Annotated in this window: 13 protein-coding genes; 11 read left to right on the top strand and 2 right to left on the bottom strand. The window is 34.9% G+C overall.

Annotation, left to right across the window (positions count from 1 at the left end):
- Positions 1 to 104: 104 nt before the first annotated feature.
- A complete protein-coding gene (gene dusB, locus GMA11_RS01240; RefSeq protein ID WP_163545387.1) occupies positions 105 to 1,103 on the top strand; it encodes a tRNA dihydrouridine synthase DusB in 999 nt (332 codons plus the stop codon).
- Positions 1,104 to 1,145: 42 nt separating this feature from the next.
- A complete protein-coding gene (gene lysS, locus GMA11_RS01235; protein ID WP_163545386.1) occupies positions 1,146 to 2,669 on the top strand; it encodes a lysine--tRNA ligase in 1,524 nt (507 codons plus the stop codon).
- A 295-nt stretch (positions 2,670 to 2,964) separates the two neighbouring features.
- On the opposite strand, the gene GMA11_RS01230 is transcribed toward lysS, so the two are convergent.
- Positions 2,965 to 4,269: an ISL3 family transposase gene (locus tag GMA11_RS01230; protein WP_163545385.1), complete on the bottom strand. Its 1,305-nt coding sequence runs from the start codon at positions 4,267 to 4,269 to the stop codon at positions 2,965 to 2,967.
- Positions 4,270 to 4,441: 172 nt separating this feature from the next.
- A complete protein-coding gene (locus GMA11_RS01225) occupies positions 4,442 to 6,718 on the bottom strand; it encodes a SpaA isopeptide-forming pilin-related protein (protein ID WP_163545384.1) in 2,277 nt (758 codons plus the stop codon).
- A 668-nt stretch (positions 6,719 to 7,386) separates the two neighbouring features.
- On the opposite strand from GMA11_RS01225, the gene GMA11_RS01220 reads away from it, so the two are divergent.
- The 9 genes from GMA11_RS01220 (at position 7,387) to dtd (ending at position 16,489) form a co-directional block, all read left to right on the top strand.
- Complete coding sequence (locus tag GMA11_RS01220) at positions 7,387 to 8,406, top strand: ABC transporter substrate-binding protein (protein ID WP_205422843.1); 1,020 nt, start codon at positions 7,387 to 7,389, stop codon at positions 8,404 to 8,406.
- Positions 8,407 to 8,454: 48 nt separating this feature from the next.
- Positions 8,455 to 9,405 carry an ABC transporter substrate-binding protein gene (locus GMA11_RS09255; RefSeq protein ID WP_240332443.1) on the top strand — a complete coding sequence of 317 codons (951 nt, stop codon included), beginning with the start codon at positions 8,455 to 8,457 and terminating at the stop codon, positions 9,403 to 9,405.
- Between the two features lie 12 nt (positions 9,406 to 9,417).
- Positions 9,418 to 10,311, top strand: a complete 894-nt coding sequence (locus GMA11_RS09250; protein WP_240332442.1) for an ABC transporter permease — start codon at positions 9,418 to 9,420, stop codon at positions 10,309 to 10,311.
- Positions 10,311 to 11,114, top strand: a complete 804-nt coding sequence (locus GMA11_RS01210) for an ABC transporter ATP-binding protein (RefSeq protein ID WP_163545410.1) — start codon at positions 10,311 to 10,313, stop codon at positions 11,112 to 11,114. Before GMA11_RS09250 ends, GMA11_RS01210 begins: the two co-directional genes overlap by 1 nt.
- Positions 11,115 to 11,480: 366 nt before the next feature.
- A complete protein-coding gene (locus GMA11_RS01205; RefSeq protein WP_163545383.1) occupies positions 11,481 to 12,395 on the top strand; it encodes an ABC transporter ATP-binding protein in 915 nt (304 codons plus the stop codon).
- Complete coding sequence (locus GMA11_RS01200) at positions 12,392 to 13,174, top strand: ABC transporter permease (protein ID WP_370516559.1); 783 nt, start codon at positions 12,392 to 12,394, stop codon at positions 13,172 to 13,174. Before GMA11_RS01205 ends, GMA11_RS01200 begins: the two co-directional genes overlap by 4 nt.
- A gap of 164 nt (positions 13,175 to 13,338) precedes the next feature.
- On the top strand, positions 13,339 to 13,680 hold the full coding sequence (locus GMA11_RS01195; protein WP_163545382.1) for a hypothetical protein: 342 nt from the start codon (positions 13,339 to 13,341) through the stop codon (positions 13,678 to 13,680).
- 128 nt (positions 13,681 to 13,808) lie between these two features.
- Positions 13,809 to 16,010, top strand: coding sequence for a bifunctional (p)ppGpp synthetase/guanosine-3',5'-bis(diphosphate) 3'-pyrophosphohydrolase (locus tag GMA11_RS01190; RefSeq protein ID WP_163545381.1), 2,202 nt, complete (start codon positions 13,809 to 13,811; stop codon positions 16,008 to 16,010).
- A gap of 35 nt (positions 16,011 to 16,045) precedes the next feature.
- A complete protein-coding gene (gene dtd, locus GMA11_RS01185; protein WP_163545380.1) occupies positions 16,046 to 16,489 on the top strand; it encodes a D-aminoacyl-tRNA deacylase in 444 nt (147 codons plus the stop codon).
- Positions 16,490 to 16,782: the final 293 nt, after the last annotated feature.

Below are 16,782 nucleotides of genomic sequence, written 5' to 3'. Positions count from 1 at the left end.
GAGATTTTTTAATATGTTATTAAACTAGAATAGATGATATATATTTGTTTTATCGGATGGTAACAGCATTTGATAAAAAGTTAAATGATAAATAAGGAGAAAATATGTTTAAAGTTGGGAACATTGATATTGTAAATCCCGTTGTCGTTGCGCCAATGGCAGGTATTAGTAATGCTGCTTTTCGTGTCACGGTTAAAGAAATGGGAGCAGGGTTAGTAGTATGCGAAATGATTAGTGATAAAGGCATTCAATTCAGAAATGAAAAGACATTAAGTATGCTGCATATTGAGCCTCAAGAGTATCCTTTAAGTGTACAAATTATGGGAGGAAGTAAAGAAACCTTGGTGGAGGCTGCCAAGTATGTGGAGGAGCATACGCAAGCGGCGATTATTGATATCAATATGGGTTGCCCGGTAAATAAGGTGATTAAGGCAGAGGCTGGCGCTAAGTGGTTGTTGGATCCGAATAAAGTATATGAAATGGTTGCGTCTGTTGTAGATGCGGTCAAAGTGCCTGTTACGGTGAAAATGCGTACAGGTTGGGACAGCGAGCATTTGTATGCTGTTGAGAATGCTCTGGCAGCAGAGCGTGCGGGTGCGAGCATGGTAGCGATGCATGGACGTACACGTGTACAAATGTACGAGGGATATGCTGATTGGACAATTTTAAAGGACGTAAAACAAGCGTTAAAAACGATTCCTCTAGTTGGAAATGGCGATGTGAAAACACCAGAGGATGCTAAACGTATGTTAGATGAAACGGGTGTTGACGGAGTTATGATTGGTAGAGCAGCGCTAGGAAATCCGTGGATGATTAAACAAACCGTGCATTATTTAGAAACAGGAGAATTATTACCGCCGCATACACCTAGAGAGAAGATTGATATTGCAAAGGTGCATTTACAACGCTTGGTTGATTTAAAAGGGGAAGTAATTGCGTCAAGAGAGTTTAGACAACATGCGAATTACTATTTAAAAGGGATTCCGCGTGCTTCCAAGACGAAAAATTTAATCAATCAAGCAACAACACAACAAGAAATGATTGATTTGATGGATGCTTTTATTGAAGAAGTTGAAGAAAGAAGTTTAAAAATAGAGATTTAATAGTGAAAGAACACGTTCTATGTGTTATGATAGACACGAAGAATGAAAAGAATTGGAGTGAAACAAGTGTCAGAAGATGTGAAAATGGAATTGAACGACCAGTTACTCGTACGTCGTGAAAAAATGCAAAAATTAACAGAAACAAATGTGAATCCATTTGCTAGTGGTTTTGAGCGTCATCATTTAGCAGCTGATTTACAAGTGGAATTTGAAGAATTTACAAAAGAGGATATTGCTGAAAAAGAGCCCGTTACTGTGCAAATTGCAGGTCGTTTAATGACAAAACGTGGAAAAGGGAAAGCGGGTTTTGCGCATTTACAAGATCAATCTGGACGTATTCAAATTTATGTGCGTCAAGATCAAGTTGGTGAAGCACAATACGAAATTTTTAAAGTGGCTGATTTAGGTGATATTGTTGGTGTTGTTGGGACAATTATGAAAACAGATATGGGTGAATTGACAGTTCGTGCCAAAGAGTTTGTTCACTTAACAAAAGCATTGCGTCCTCTACCTGATAAATACCATGGTTTAACGAATGTTGAACAAAAATATCGTCAACGTTACTTAGATTTAATTAGTAATGATGAAAGTCGTCAACGTTTTATTTTACGTTCACGTATCGTAAGTGAAATTCGTCGTTATATGGATGATGCAGGTTATTTAGAAGTCGAAACACCAGTGTTACACACTTTAGCAGGTGGTGCGACAGCTCGTCCATTTATCACACACCATAATGCGTTGGATATGGAATTGTATTTACGTATTGCCACAGAATTACATCTAAAACGTCTTGTGGTTGGGGGTATGGAGAAAGTTTATGAAATTGGACGTGTGTTCCGTAATGAAGGGATTGATACGACACACAACCCAGAATTTACGTCAATGGAAGTGTATACAGCGTATACAATGTATACAGATGTGATGGATTTAACGGAAAACTTATTGCGTCATGTTACAAAACGTGTACTAGGTACAGCGGTATTACAATATAATGGTCAAGAGATTGATTTGGAAACACCTTGGAAACGAGTGCATATGGTTGATTTAATCAAAGAGCAAACGGGTGTTGATTTCTGGCAAGAAATGACATTTGAAGAAGCAAAAGCAGTAGCTGAAAAACATCATGTAAAATTAAATGATCATGATACAACGGTAGGACATATTATCAATGCGTTCTTTGAAGAGTTTGGAGAGGGAGTATGTATCCAACCAACGTTTGTATACGGGCATCCTGTGGAAGTATCTCCTTTAGCACGTAAAAATGAAGAAGATCCACGCTTTACAGATCGCTTTGAATTATTCATTGTTACAAAAGAATATGCCAATGCCTTTACAGAATTAACAGACCCAATCGACCAACGTGAACGTTTTGAAGCACAAATGGTAGAAAAAGATAAAGGAAATGATGAAGCGCATCCGATTGATGAAGACTTTATCGAAGCGTTAGAATATGGCATGCCGCCAACTGGAGGATTAGGTATCGGTATTGATAGATTTACAATGCTATTAACAGATGCTCAATCTATTCGTGATGTCTTGTTGTTCCCTACAATGCGACAATTATAATAAAAAAGAACCGTTTTTCGCAAAAACGGTTCTCAGATTGTTGACAATAGCGATAAAAAATCCAACATATTTTTTAAAAATTGAAAAATATGTTGGATTTTGAATTTTAAAAGGCTCTATGTCAAATAAGGTTGATGACTCATAAAAGGTAGTGATGTAACAAATGTTATGTCACTATCTTTTTATTTTAAGTCACAAAGTGATGTACGGCTCACCGACATGTACACGATACATTTCTCTTCCCCTACGTTGTGCGGGGAAGGAGCTATTCGTACATCACTTTTGACTTAAACTATTAAGCAACTAGTGAAGTAGATGGTACGGTATATGGTACATATAACTTACAGATTAATAAAATACGATTTCTAAAATGTGAAAAGTTACGATAACCATAGGCATTTCTCTTAAGTACTTTAATTTTATGATTGATTCCTTCAAGTGCACCGTTAGTCAAATGATGGTAGATAAAGGTGTTTTTAATATAGGGTAAATACCCTTTGAACGTTCTTAATACTCTACGTAAACCAGGAGAAATAGCTTCCTGTTTAGCCCATATGAGTATTTCTTCAAATCGGTCAAAATCTCTATTATGTAAAGCATCTCTTAATTGATGAACGACATCGTATGTGGCTCGTAGTTCGGGGACTTGTTCCAATAAATAATCGACTATCCCTTGTGTATGCGTCATCCAATCAAACAGTGGAAAACGGTGATAAGGATAACTACTTAGTGTATCTGTGTTACTTAAAAACAACTTCCAATAACGTTTCATTTTGTTGTATAAACGGCGATTGTTCTGATGTAAAGCTTTCATTACATGCACTCTGTGTTTTGTTAACTCACGATTTAATGCTTGTACAATATGAAAAGGGTCGATAATGATATGTGCGTTAGGAAATACTTGCTTGGCTATCTGAATATAGGGGCGAAACATATCAATCGTAATTGTTTTAACAGCTTTTCTTGTATGGGTATCGTATCTAGCAAAGTAGTCTAATAGCGTGCTGGATTTACGGTCGTGTACAACGTCAATCAGTTGATGAGTCAGTGCATCACAATAGATAAAACTCATGGCACTATCAGAAGATTTTACTGACTTGAATTCATCAAAGCATAGATGATGAGGTAATTGTGTGTTGTGATTTACTTTTAAAGTAGAGGCGACTTTATCAACAATACGTCTGACCGTATGTACAGATACATTGTGTTGTTTAGCGATGTAGGTTTCTGAAATGGTTTCTGTTAAAGTATCCATTATCTTTTGTTTTAAACGGTTTGTGATAAAACAATGCTTATCCACAATAGGTGTTTCAGCTGTAAATGATGATTGACAGGATTTACAATAAAAACGTTGTTTAGTGAGTGATAAATAGGCGTTTAGTCCTGAAATTTGGCATAAAGACAGTCGCGATTGACGTGTCCCATTTTTTACAATGCCATTGGTTGCGTGACAATTTGGGCAACAATCTGGTGTATAGGTTAATTTACCGTATAAGACTAATGATTTTTTATGTCGAATGACACATTCAGATATGTTTTCATGATCAAATGTGATGTTTTTATCCTTTAATTGTAGTAAGATTTCTGTTATATTAGACATAGGCAATTTCTCCTTATTATTTGGTGGTACTTTTAATTTAAGAGAAAATTGCCTTTTTGTCTACATGAAATTAGGGTTGCTGGCTTATGCCATCAACCCTAAAAATTATACAGCCGTTTTTTAGCAGATTGTTGATGGATTATTCCCACCAACACGATTTATGATAGAACCATTATTTTATGTTTTTTCTTTTATAAACAAAGCAAGTTAAAATAATTATTGTTATTCCAAGTATTTCTATCCACATTACTGTTGATTCACCTGTATGCGGAAGAGTTTTTGTATTTGGTATTTTTGATGAATTAGGAGTAGAAGTTGTACTCGTTACTCGAGTGGTACTTGGTGGTATAGGATAAGTATACTTATTGGTAAAAGTTGGTAATTTATCCGAGTTATCATACATTACTTTAGCAACAAGTTGACCATTTTTATCTTTCGTGACTGTGATAAGAACTTTTACTTCATTTGTATCATAAGTGATATTAGTCTGGCCGTCATTTTCTTCGGTAATTGTATACGTATAAGTTCCCTCTTTGTTAAATGTCAATTCTGGGAATGTAATATGACCTGATTTATCATTGGTAGCTATTTTTTGTTCAATGCCGTTACCTTTGAGTACAAATTTAAATTGTCCTGCTTCTAATTGTTTTCCAATTAGCATTTTTTCTGCTTCAAGTGTAACAAATGTTGGCATTATTGTTTTATGATTCGTAAATATACCAAGGTCAAGTGGTTCACCTGGTTCAGTAATGCTTACTTGACGTGTTTCCTGACTTAAGTCGTATCCCGTAATGGTTGATTTTTCAGCAAGCGTGTAGTTACCATATGGAATATCTTCAAAAAGTGCTACTCCATTTTTGTCTGTTCTTACTTCTTTTACTTCAACATTTCCTTGTTTCAAGACAAAGACAACATCTGCTAATAATTTTGTATTATCGTCTGCATCGACCTTCGCTATTTTAACACTACGTTTTCCAATGTTTTCAATTTGATAAGGTACAATCGCTGGAGTTGTGTCATCAAGAAAAACTGTTTTTGGTTCTTTGTCAAGAATATATCCGCTAGGAGCTTCTGTTTCTGTGATAGTGTATTTACCTAATTTAAGATTGGAAACAGTGGCTTCACCTTTATCATCTGTTGTGACAGGGTATTCAATTCCTGCCTCGTTACGCACTATAAATTTGGCCCCTGCTAGACTTTTGTTTTTATCAATACTGTCAATTTTTTTGATTTTTAAATCTTTATGAGGAACGCATCTTTCTACTGGTGTTAAATCACCACTTTCAATGGCTTTTGCCCATTCTTGAGTAGGTTCTTTTGACATGTAGGCTACAATTCCTGAGGATTTCGTTTGTCCTGAAATGGTATCTGTATAAGTAGTGATCAATTGAACCCAAATACCAAATTCTGGATTATAATTCCCGCTTGCGACAACAACATATTTTGTATGCGTGTTATTTTGGGTAGTGTATTCAAGATTTTTCCCATTTTCTGTTCTAGTAAAAGTATGAGTCACATCTTCCCATGTATTATTATGAGAGCGGAAACTTCCGTCGAGTATTTCGCTTTCTGGAACAGCATAGATAGTTAAATGTGTATCGGCATTTCGTGACACTCTCGAATCTTGATCATAAGTGAATGTTAATTTGCTGCCAGTACCAGAAACTTTTGCATTCATCACCGTTTTAAATATCTTGTTTATAGGATTGACTTCTGTTAGTTTAACGACAACTTCTGAGGGATTTTGCGAGTTGACACTCTTGAAACGGGTAACATCATTTTCGGACCAGTTGTCTAAGTAGTATCTATAAGAAGACTCATGACCTGCATAGTTTCCTGTAAATGTATAGTTTTGGTTTCCACGAAGTTTGTCTTGGTTCAGTGTTTCAACATATTCTGTATGAATTTGAATATCTTTGTGAGTTTCAACATAGTCTGTAAAAATATAAGTAATGATATTCGTTGTTGAATCATAGTGGGCTGTTGCGACTAATGCGTTATCGTCATCTTTTGTGTAAATATCTTTTGCTCGAGCGAGATCTTGTTGAAGTAAATCTTCAAAACGCGTTTCAGGAGGTAATTGAACTGTGAAAAAATCTCCTTTTTTTAGTGAAAGATTTTCGTTTTTTAATGTTCCGTCAAAAAAAGTATGAATTGTTTGTTCGTCATTTATCTCCCAAATTTTATCACTCGAATCTGAGTAGCCTTTTGGAACACCATCTACTTTTTCACCGTCCCACTTTTTATGTTCAATTTTAACATCAGTAAAAGTTTTGTTGACATTTCTTCCAACTTTACACTCGTCTTCATAGGTAGATGTTATATGGTTTTCTGATGCTGAGGGATTTTCTTCTGCTAAAATTGTCAATGGTGAAAGTAAGCTGCTTGCAGCAAGCGTTGTAATGATTAGTGTTTGATTTATTTTATGTAAAAAATGTTTCAGTCCCATTTTTAATGTCCTTCCTAATGAATGCTATTCAATCACTTAATTTGTAGTTTACTATTTGGAGTATGTTAACGTACACAAAATCCGTTATAGTATTGTTTTGTGGATAGCATTCTCCCTTTTAGACAAATCTATTTGTATTATACCCCCCTCTATTATGTTGAACAAGGGTTTTGCCATAAAAAACCACTATTTTTTAACGTTTTAGTCTATTTGATGTTTACTAAATTAAAAAATGAAGATTGATATATATGTCAAGTTTTTTATAAAATATGGTAACAAGCATTTACTCATTCAAAAAATAATTATTTTTCTACTTGACTTTTCAAAAAAATTAGGATATAGTAATCCCAAGATTAAAAATACATGAAAGGAAGATTGTAGATGACTAGCAATATCAAACAGCAAATGAACCGTACAAATCGTTATTACTTTAGCTACTTTAGATAATGTTTGTGTTCAGTCAATGGATACAAACAATAAAAGTTTGTATCTATGGGGCTAAGGCAGTTTGATATGTGTTTATCCGCATAGATGAAGATTCTAAGCGGGTAGTACATCAATCATCTTTTTATGTGATAGACATTTAGATATAGATGAACCGTTTAGATTTTCTAAACGGTTTTTCATGTTTAATCAAAAAATAATACAAAATATAGGAGTGAGAAATAATGGAAAAAACTCGATTTAGTCAGGAACAATTGAAAAATAAAAAATGGAATGTAAAAAAAATAGGTGCAACAGCACTTATGGGACTAAGTTTATTATTGGTAGGTTGTAGTCAACAGTCATCTACATCTGTTAAAGAAACGGAACATGTAAAAATTGGTATTTTACAATTTGCAGAACACGATGCTCTAACAAGTGCACGTGAAGGATTTTTAGAGTCATTGCGTGAAGCCGGTTATAAAGAAGGTGATAATTTGACGGTGACATTACAAAATGCGATGGGAGATCAAAGTCAATTACAAAGTATGAGTGAGAAAATAGCTGGTAAGCAAAATATTCATTTTGCGATTGCAACACCGGCTGCACAAGGACTTGTGAATGTAGATGCTAAAACACCGACCGTATTTACAGCAGTGACAGATCCTGTATCAGCAGGGCTTGTGAGTGATGTGGAAAAACCAGATGGGAATGCGACGGGGACAACCGATTTAACACCAGTTGATAAACAAGTTGAGAAATTATTATCAGTTGTTCCGAATGCTAAAAAAGTTGGTATTTTTTATAACTCTAGTGAAGTGAATTCAGAATCTCAAGCAAATGCAGCAAAACAGTTTTTAGCAAGTAAAGGAATTGAAGCTGTTGAAATGACTGTAACGAATACAAATGATGTACAACAAGTATTAACATCACTTGCAAGTCATGTGGATGCTATTTACTTCCCAACAGATACAACAGTTGCATCAACGATTTCAACCATTAAAGATGTTTTAATGGAGAAAAAAATACCAGCTCTTGGTGGTGATGAAGCTGTTTTAAAAGGGATGCTTGTGACGTATGGTGTAGATTACAAAGAAATTGGTAAGCAAGCAGGAAAACAAGCCGTAGAAATTTTAAAAGGTAAAAAAGTAAGCGAAGTTCCTGTTCAACAACCACAAAATCCGTCAATTAAAATAAACAAAGAAATGGCAGCTTCACTAGGTTTAGATATTGTCCAATTAGAAAAAGCATTAGGTATCGAGTAAACTATATTTCTTTTTCCTACGTTTAAAAATAGACATAGGAGAGATAGTATGATGTGTAAAAAATGGATAGTTGTTTTATTGGTTATGGTGACTTTAGGAGCATGTAATATGTCACAAAAAACAAGTAAGTCTGCTGTACGAATAGGGGTTTTACAATATGTAGAGCATAATTCTTTGACAGCAGCACGTAAAGGATTTGAGGAAGAATTAGCACAACAAGGATATAAAAATGGCGAAGAGGTTGTGCTAACGGTACAAAATGCACAGGGTGAACAGCAACAGTTGCAAACGATGGCTGAGCAGCTTGTTAGAGATAGTGATTTTATTTTAGCGATTGCAACACCGTCTGCACAGACATTGGCAATGGTTTCTGAAAAAGTACCGGTTCTATTTACGGCAGTAACAGATCCGGTATCTGCTGAGTTAGTAACATCTTTGGAAAATCCGTCTGGCTTGTTGAGTGGGACAAGTGATAGAGTACCGTTGGATAAACAAGTGATGTTGATGAAGGTTTTATATCCAACTATTCAAAAAGTGGGGGTTTTATATCATACGAGTGAACAAAATTCACACATTCAAGTGGAGGAATTAACGCAATTATTAGACAAGGAACAGATTGAAGTTGTTGTTAAAGGTGTTACGAATAGCCATGATATACAAGATACAGCCAGTCGTTTGATGAAAGAAGTAGAGGTCATCATGGTACCTACAGATAATTTGATTGCTAGTACGATGACGTTACTAGGTGATTTATCTACGAAGTATAAGGTGCCTATTATTGGAGGGTCCATAGATATGGTGAAAGAGGGCGGTTTGTTTACCTATGGTACAGATTATGAATTTTTAGGACGACAAACAGCTAAAATGGCTATTCGTTTATTAAAAGGTGAAAAAATAGAAACAATGGCAGTAGAGTATCCGAAAGTCGTCAATCTTTATGTTAATGAGGAGATAGCGAAAGTGTTGGGGATTGACACATCGATACTTTTAAAAAATTAGGAGGAATATAAAATGGATATGATTGTATCAAGTATATCGCAAGGTCTGTTATGGTCTGTTATGGCGATCGGTGTCTATATTACATACCGATTATTAGATATTGCGGATTTAACAGCAGAGGGAAGTTTTCCTCTTGGTGCAGCGATTTGTGCAAGTGTGTTAGTTAATGGAGGGCATCCATTATTAGCAACTTGTTTAGGTATGTTAGGAGGTATGGTAGCAGGTGCTATTTCTGGTTTTATTCATACAAAAATGAAAATTCCTGCGCTGTTAACGGGGATTATTACCTTGACGGGATTGTATACAATCAATTTGAAAATTTTAGGAAAAGCGAATGTCGCATTGTTGAAACAAGAAACATTAGTCACTCAAGTACAATCTTTGGGATTAGATAAGTCTTTTGCAGTGATTGTCATTGGATTGATTTTTGTAGGGTTTATGTCTACTTTCGTCACATTATTTATGAAAACCGAAATTGGATTCGGTTTTTTAGCGACAGGAGATAATGTGCCAATGAGTGAAGCGAATGGTATCAATGTATCTGCTATGAAAATTTTAGGCTATATGCTTAGTAATGGATTGATTGCTTTATCAGGTGCACTTTTAACACAAAATAATGGATTTGCTGATTTGAATATGGGTGTTGGAACTATTGTGATTGGTTTGGCATCGATTATTATTGCAGAAGTCATGATTAAAAATTTGAGTTTAGGTTGGCGATTCGCTTCTGTCATTCTAGGGTCTATTGTGTACCGTTTAATTATCGTTTTTGTATTAGAAATACCAGGTATGGATACACAAATGGTGAAACTTGTATCGGCTATTTTATTGGCAGTTATTTTGTATGTGCCTGAAGTGCAAAAAGCATTAAAAATCAAACCAAGAATAAGTAAGGAGAAAGCATGATGCGTACAATATTATCATTAAAAAATGTGCACAAAACCTTTGAACCGGGGACAATCAATGAAAATCATGTATTAAAAGGCCTTTCACTAGATGTTATGGAGGGAGATTTTATTTCAGTTATTGGAGGTAATGGTGCTGGAAAATCAACCTTAATGAATGTGATTGCAGGTGTTTTACAAGCGGATATGGGACAGATTGTTTTAGAAGATACAGATATTACAACGCAACCTGTTAGAAAACGTTCAAAAAAAATAAGCCGTGTGTTTCAAGATACAAAAATGGGAACAGCAAGTCGTATGACGATTGAGCAAAATTTAGCTATCGCGATGAAACGTGGGCAATCAAGAGGGTTGTCGTGGGGTGTTAAAGAAAAAAATAGAACCTTTTATCAAGAGATATTAAAAGAGCTTGATTTAGGATTAGAAAATCGCTTAAAAACAAGTGTGGAATTTTTATCTGGTGGACAAAGACAAGCATTAACATTGTTGATGGCATCATTAGCTAGTCCGAAATTGCTCCTTTTAGATGAACATACAGCAGCTTTAGATCCTAAAACGAGTGAAATGGTTATGGCTTTAACAGAGAAAATTGTCACACAACATCATCTCACTACTATTATGATTACACATAATATGGAAAATGCTATTCGCTATGGGAATCGTTTGATTATGTTGCAAAGTGGACGTGTTGTTGTGGACATAGCTGGAGAAGAGAAGAAACATTTAACTGTACCACAGTTGATGGAACTCTTCCACCAAAGAAGTGGGGAATTTATGACCAGCGATTCTTTGATATTATCGTAGTGATTCTTTATGTTCGTTGATTTTATCTTTTAGTGGGTCTGAGTAGAAAATTCATAAATTTTAACAACAATATTTTTATCTTAAATTTGTTAGAATTTCTGATTTTACCCAGCCCCATTTTTTAAAGTTGCTCAATAAGATATAGCGGTTATTTTTTTGAGAAAGATATTTTTTAGAATGTATGTAGCGTGCCGAAATAGTAGGCGTTATTTAAGGTATGGGGTAGCATTATTTGAATATAACTATAGACTATGCTATACTTTAATGAAAGATTACCAACCATATGGTTCAACTATGACACTGTTTTAGCAGTATATAGTGAACCTTTTTGTTTGGGAAGATAGAAACGGATAGGAGGGTATAGAAATGGTCTATGCACTAGATATAAAAGGATTAAAAAAAGTCTATGCGTCTGGCACAGAAGCGTTAAAAGGTATTGATTTACGTGTTGAAGAAGGCGATTTTTATGCGTTATTAGGACCGAATGGAGCAGGAAAGTCAACGACGATTGGTATTGTGACGTCATTGGTAAATAAAACATCGGGTAGTGTGTCTGTTTTTGGGTATGATTTAGATACGCAACTTGTTCAAGTAAAGCAGCACATTGGAATTGTGCCACAAGAGTTTAATTTTAGTCAGTTTGAAACAGTAGAGCAAATTGTCGTCAATCAAGCAGGTTATTATGGTGTGCCTCGACAAGAAGCGTTAAAACGTAGTGAAAAATATTTGAAGCAATCGAATTTATGGGAAAAACGTCATACACGTGCCAGAATGTTGTCGGGAGGAATGAAACGTCGATTGATGATTGCGCGTGCGTTGATGCACGAGCCTAAATTATTGATTTTAGATGAGCCAACAGCAGGAGTAGATATTGAATTAAGACGTGAGATGTGGACGTTTTTAAAAGAGTTAAATGATAATGGGACAACGATTATTTTAACAACACATTATTTAGAAGAGGCAGAGATGCTATGCCGAAATATTGGCATTATTCAATCTGGAAAATTGATTGAAAATACGAGTATGAAAGATTTATTGTCTAAATTACAATATGAAACATTTATTTTTGATTTAGCACCAAATCAACCTGCATGTTATTTAGATGGTTATGGTTATCGTATGGAAGACGAGCAAACATTGGTTGTTGAAGTCGAAAGAAATCAAGGTATCAATGGTGTGTTTGAGCAACTGAATGCACAAGGTATTCAAGTGGTATCCATGAGAAATAAATCAAATCGTTTAGAAGAACTATTTTTACGCTTAACGGAGGAAAGTCAATGAAGCAAAATTTGTTACATCTATATTGGATCGCTTTTAAAAGTATTGCCACAAAAGAAACCAATCGTTATTTAAGAATTTGGATTCAGACACTTTTACCGTCTGTGATTACAACATCATTGTATTTTATTGTCTTTGGGCAAATGGTTGGCTCACGTGTAGGGGATATGGGTGGTTTTTCTTATATGGCATTTATTGTCCCTGGTTTAATTATGATGTCTAGTATTACAAGTGCTTATTCAAATGTATCATCGTCTTTCTTTTCTCAAAAATTTCAAAGAAATATTGAGGAAATTTTAGTTGCACCCGTACCCGCATCTATGATTATTTTAGGATTTGTTGCAGGTGGTACAGGGCGTAGTCTGATTGTCGGTACATTAGTTACAATGGTGTCGCTATTTTTTATTCCTCTACACGTTCATTCCTGGTTTGCTGTTATTCTTGTTTTAGTATTGACGGCTGTTTTATTTTCGTTAGGAGGTTTAGTAAACGGCGTTTTAGCTAGAAATTATGACGATGTGTCCATTATGTCGACTTTCGTCTTACAACCCTTAACCTATTTAGGTGGTGTGTTCTATTCCATTGCAGCATTACCGCCATTTTGGAAAACCGTATCCTCATTTAACCCTATTGTGTACATGATTTCCGGATTTCGATACGGCTTTTTAGGTGTTGAGGACGTTCCATTTGTTGTGTCGATAGGTGTTTTAATATTGATTATTGCGATTTTATATGCGGTAAATTGGTATTTAATCAAAACAGGAAGAGGATTGCGAAGCTAGTATTTGAATAGTGCATGTGTTTTATACATCAGAAAAACGAATATATGTGTCAGTATGAAACAATCTGGAGAGGTTGTTTCATACTTTTTTACAACATCACTGTTAAGCGTTTACAAAAAAAGAGGTAAGGAGTATAATATGAATAACGAAAAGGAGGCTATAATATGTTAGCAACATATCGTTCAGATATTCTTGACGTGATGATAGATATGAATTCTTATTTAATGACAAAAGAAGATAAAACGTCCGACGAACTCGAAATACAAGAAATTGTCGAAACGTATATTCCCTCATTTGTTAATACGAATTATCAAGGATCCCTATTAAATAAAATGATTGTTGAATGCGTTGGGAAGTTAGAATACACGATTATTGTTCATCATGTATTGTTAGACGCTTTTTTAGCAGAAAAATGGAAACAATTACGTTTGATTATGCTAAAATCTGAAAATGACGTCACTTTAGCAAGACCTGTTGCACGATTATATGGAGAATTACACAGATAAGAGAAGTCTTGTTAAAACAAGGCTTTTTTTATCTGAAAAATAAAAGATTTTTTTAGAAAAACATTGATAATTCAATGTTTTTCAAGTATGATAGCACATAGATTATAAAATTGAGAATGGAGATCTTTATGGCAAGGCAAACAAACTATACAGCACAAGAAGTCTTTAATATTTGTGCTTCTTATATGAATGAAGACCATGTGGCATTTGTGAAGAAAGCCTATGCTTTTGCTGAAAAAGCACATGAAGGTGTCACACGAAAATCTGGAGAGCCTTATATTTTACATCCTATTCAAGTCGCAGGTCTTTTAGCGGATTTACATATGGATCCTTCAACGGTTGCGACAGGATTTTTACATGATGTTGTAGAAGATACAGACTACACGTATGAAGATATGGTAGAACAATTTTCTCAAACAGTTGCCGATTTAATTGAAGGTGTTACGAAAATCGGACAAGTTGAATATCAATCAAAAGCAGAAAATAAAGCAGAAAATCATCGAAAAATGTTGTTGGCAATGGCAAATGATTTACGTGTTATCATTGTAAAATTAGCAGACCGTTTGCACAACATGAGAACCATGGAGTACCAAACACCTGAAAAACAAGCTCAAAAATCAGAAGAAACATTGGAAATTTATGCACCTTTGGCACACCGTTTAGGGATGAGTAAAATCAAATGGGAACTAGAAGACTTATCTTTACGCTATTTAGAAGCAGAAAAATATTATGAAATTGTTGGTTTAATGAATAGCCGTCGTGAAGAAAGAGAAAGCCAAATCAATGATACGATTGTGGATATTCATAAAGCAATTTTGGAGATGAGTATTCAAGCGGATATTACTGGGCGACCAAAACATATTTATTCTATTTATAAAAAAATGGTTGGCAAGAAAAAAGAATTTAGTGAAATTTATGACCTACTTGCCGTGCGTGTGTTGGTTGAAGATATAAAAGACTGTTACGCTGTATTGGGTGCTGTACATACAAAATGGACACCTTTACCAGGGCGATTTAAAGATTACATAGCGATGCCTAAACCGAATATGTATCAATCACTCCATACAACAGTATTAGGACCGGGAGGTACTCCTGTTGAAATTCAAATTCGTACCTTTGACATGCATCGTATTGCAGAAAATGGGGTAGCTGCACACTGGGCATATAAAGAGGGTGTGACACAAAAAGTACAATCCAATTCATTGCAAGAACATTTCAACTGGTTTAGGGATATGTTGGAACTACAACACGATTCACAAAATGCGGGTGATTTTGTTGAAAGTGTAAAAACTGATTTATTTTATGATAGAGTTTATGTATTTTCACCAAAAGGCGATGTGACAGAGTTACCAAAAGGATCTACACCACTTGATTTTGCTTATAGTATCCATACCGAACTTGGTAACAAAACAGTTGGTGCTACAGTCAATGGACGTAATGTAGGATTGGATACTCAATTAAAAAATGGCGATATTGTTGGCATTCGGACGAGTAATCATGCCAATCCGTCAACGGACTGGTTAAATTTTGTTGTTACAAGTCGTGCTAAAAATAAAATTAAACGTTATTTTAAATTACAAGAACGTGATGTAAGCATTGAACGTGGAAAGGCATTACTTGAAAAAGCTATCCAAGATTTAGAATTTGATCCAAAAGAATTTTTGACAAAATCAAAAATTCTCGATATTGTGGACAAAATGAATATGTCGAGTGATGACGATATTTACGCATCTATTGGGTTTGGAGAACTATCTCCTCTTACGGTTGCCAATCGCTTAACGGAAAAAGAACGACGCCAGCGTGAACAAGAAATCGAAGAAAAGAAAATCTTTGCCGAACCTGAACAAACACAAACGGCGATGAAAATTCGAGATGAAAATGGCATTATTGTAGCCGGAGGAGATAATTTGTTAATTCGTCTTAGTCGTTGTTGTCGTCCTGTTCCGGGAGATAAGGTTGTCGGGTATATTACCAAAGGGCACGGTATTTCTGTCCACCGTTCTGATTGCCCAAATGTTCAGTTATTTGGTGAAGAACGTAATCGTTTGATTGATGTCGAGTGGGATGCTTCCATGACAAAACAAACCGTAGATTATGACACAGAATTGGTTGTAACGGCATATGATCGAAATGGATTATTCACGGATATTGTGAATACAGTAAACAGTGTTGTGAAACGTATGCAAAGTATCAATGCGAAAGTAGACGACAATCAAATTGTGACAATTACCATTCGCGTGGGTATTCAAGATATTTCTGAACTGGACAAACTAGTCGATAAAATTAAAATGATTACAGATGTTTACCGTGTTCATCGGGTGATTGCATAAGAGATTGTATAGAAGGTTATTACTAGGAGGTTATAATGAAAGTTGTTGTACAACGTTGTCAACAAGCACATGTGCGTGTGGATAATGCCATTATCGGTCAAATCGAACATGGATTTGTCTTGCTTGTTGGTGTAGCAGAAACAGACACATTAGATGATGTTATGTATTTAGTTAGAAAAATTACACAATTACGTGTTTTTGAAGATGAGCAGCATAAAATGAATTTAAGTATTATGGATATAAAAGGAAGTATTTTATCCATTTCACAATTTACTTTATTGGCAAGCACAAAAAAGGGAAATCGTCCAAGTTTTACAAAGGCAGCTAATCCAGAAAAAGCAAATCAATTTTACGAGTTATTTAATGAAGAGTTGAGAAAAAATGGACTTGTGGTTGAAACAGGACAATTTGGTGCTGATATGAAAGTATCGTTTATCAATGACGGTCCCGTCACCATTATTTTTGACACAAAAGAATAAAAATCTTCAAATAATGTCCTATTTAACAAAAAAGAGGAATTCTGATATTTTAAAACGTCAGAATTCCTCTTTTTGATTTTTTTGTTTATCGTCATATTTTAGTGTTTTTTCATGTTGTTTTTATAGAAAGAAAAATCACTGAACAACGAGGTTGTGAAAAATACGATACAAGGTAAACTTATCAAAACAAGGCTTTATATAAAGGGATTTAGAGTAATATATAGCATTATGACTAATCTTTTCACGTTGAGCTGTATCATCACAAAAGCCTTCCTTTGTTTAAACCTATTGCT

Source organism: Granulicatella sp. zg-ZJ (genome assembly GCF_010892355.1).
Lineage (GTDB): Bacteria > Bacillota > Bacilli > Lactobacillales > Aerococcaceae > WM01.
This window is presented reverse-complemented; position numbering and strand designations above follow the sequence as displayed.

Excerpts from the sequence above, each read along its gene's own strand:
- dusB (WP_163545387.1), top strand. The coding sequence starts at position 105 with ATGTTTAAAGTTGGGAACATTGATATTGTAAATCCCGTTGTCGTTGCG.
- lysS (WP_163545386.1), top strand. The coding sequence starts at position 1,146 with ATGAAAAGAATTGGAGTGAAACAAGTGTCAGAAGATGTGAAAATGGAA.
- GMA11_RS01230 (WP_163545385.1), bottom strand. The coding sequence starts at position 4,269 with ATGTCTAATATAACAGAAATCTTACTACAATTAAAGGATAAAAACATC.
- GMA11_RS01225 (WP_163545384.1), bottom strand. The coding sequence starts at position 6,718 with ATGGGACTGAAACATTTTTTACATAAAATAAATCAAACACTAATCATT.
- GMA11_RS01220 (WP_205422843.1), top strand. The coding sequence starts at position 7,387 with ATGGAAAAAACTCGATTTAGTCAGGAACAATTGAAAAATAAAAAATGG.
- GMA11_RS09255 (WP_240332443.1), top strand. The coding sequence starts at position 8,455 with ATGATGTGTAAAAAATGGATAGTTGTTTTATTGGTTATGGTGACTTTA.
- GMA11_RS09250 (WP_240332442.1), top strand. The coding sequence starts at position 9,418 with ATGGATATGATTGTATCAAGTATATCGCAAGGTCTGTTATGGTCTGTT.
- GMA11_RS01210 (WP_163545410.1), top strand. The coding sequence starts at position 10,311 with ATGCGTACAATATTATCATTAAAAAATGTGCACAAAACCTTTGAACCG.
- GMA11_RS01205 (WP_163545383.1), top strand. The coding sequence starts at position 11,481 with ATGGTCTATGCACTAGATATAAAAGGATTAAAAAAAGTCTATGCGTCT.
- GMA11_RS01200 (WP_370516559.1), top strand. The coding sequence starts at position 12,392 with ATGAAGCAAAATTTGTTACATCTATATTGGATCGCTTTTAAAAGTATT.
- GMA11_RS01195 (WP_163545382.1), top strand. The coding sequence starts at position 13,339 with ATGTTAGCAACATATCGTTCAGATATTCTTGACGTGATGATAGATATG.
- GMA11_RS01190 (WP_163545381.1), top strand. The coding sequence starts at position 13,809 with ATGGCAAGGCAAACAAACTATACAGCACAAGAAGTCTTTAATATTTGT.
- dtd (WP_163545380.1), top strand. The coding sequence starts at position 16,046 with ATGAAAGTTGTTGTACAACGTTGTCAACAAGCACATGTGCGTGTGGAT.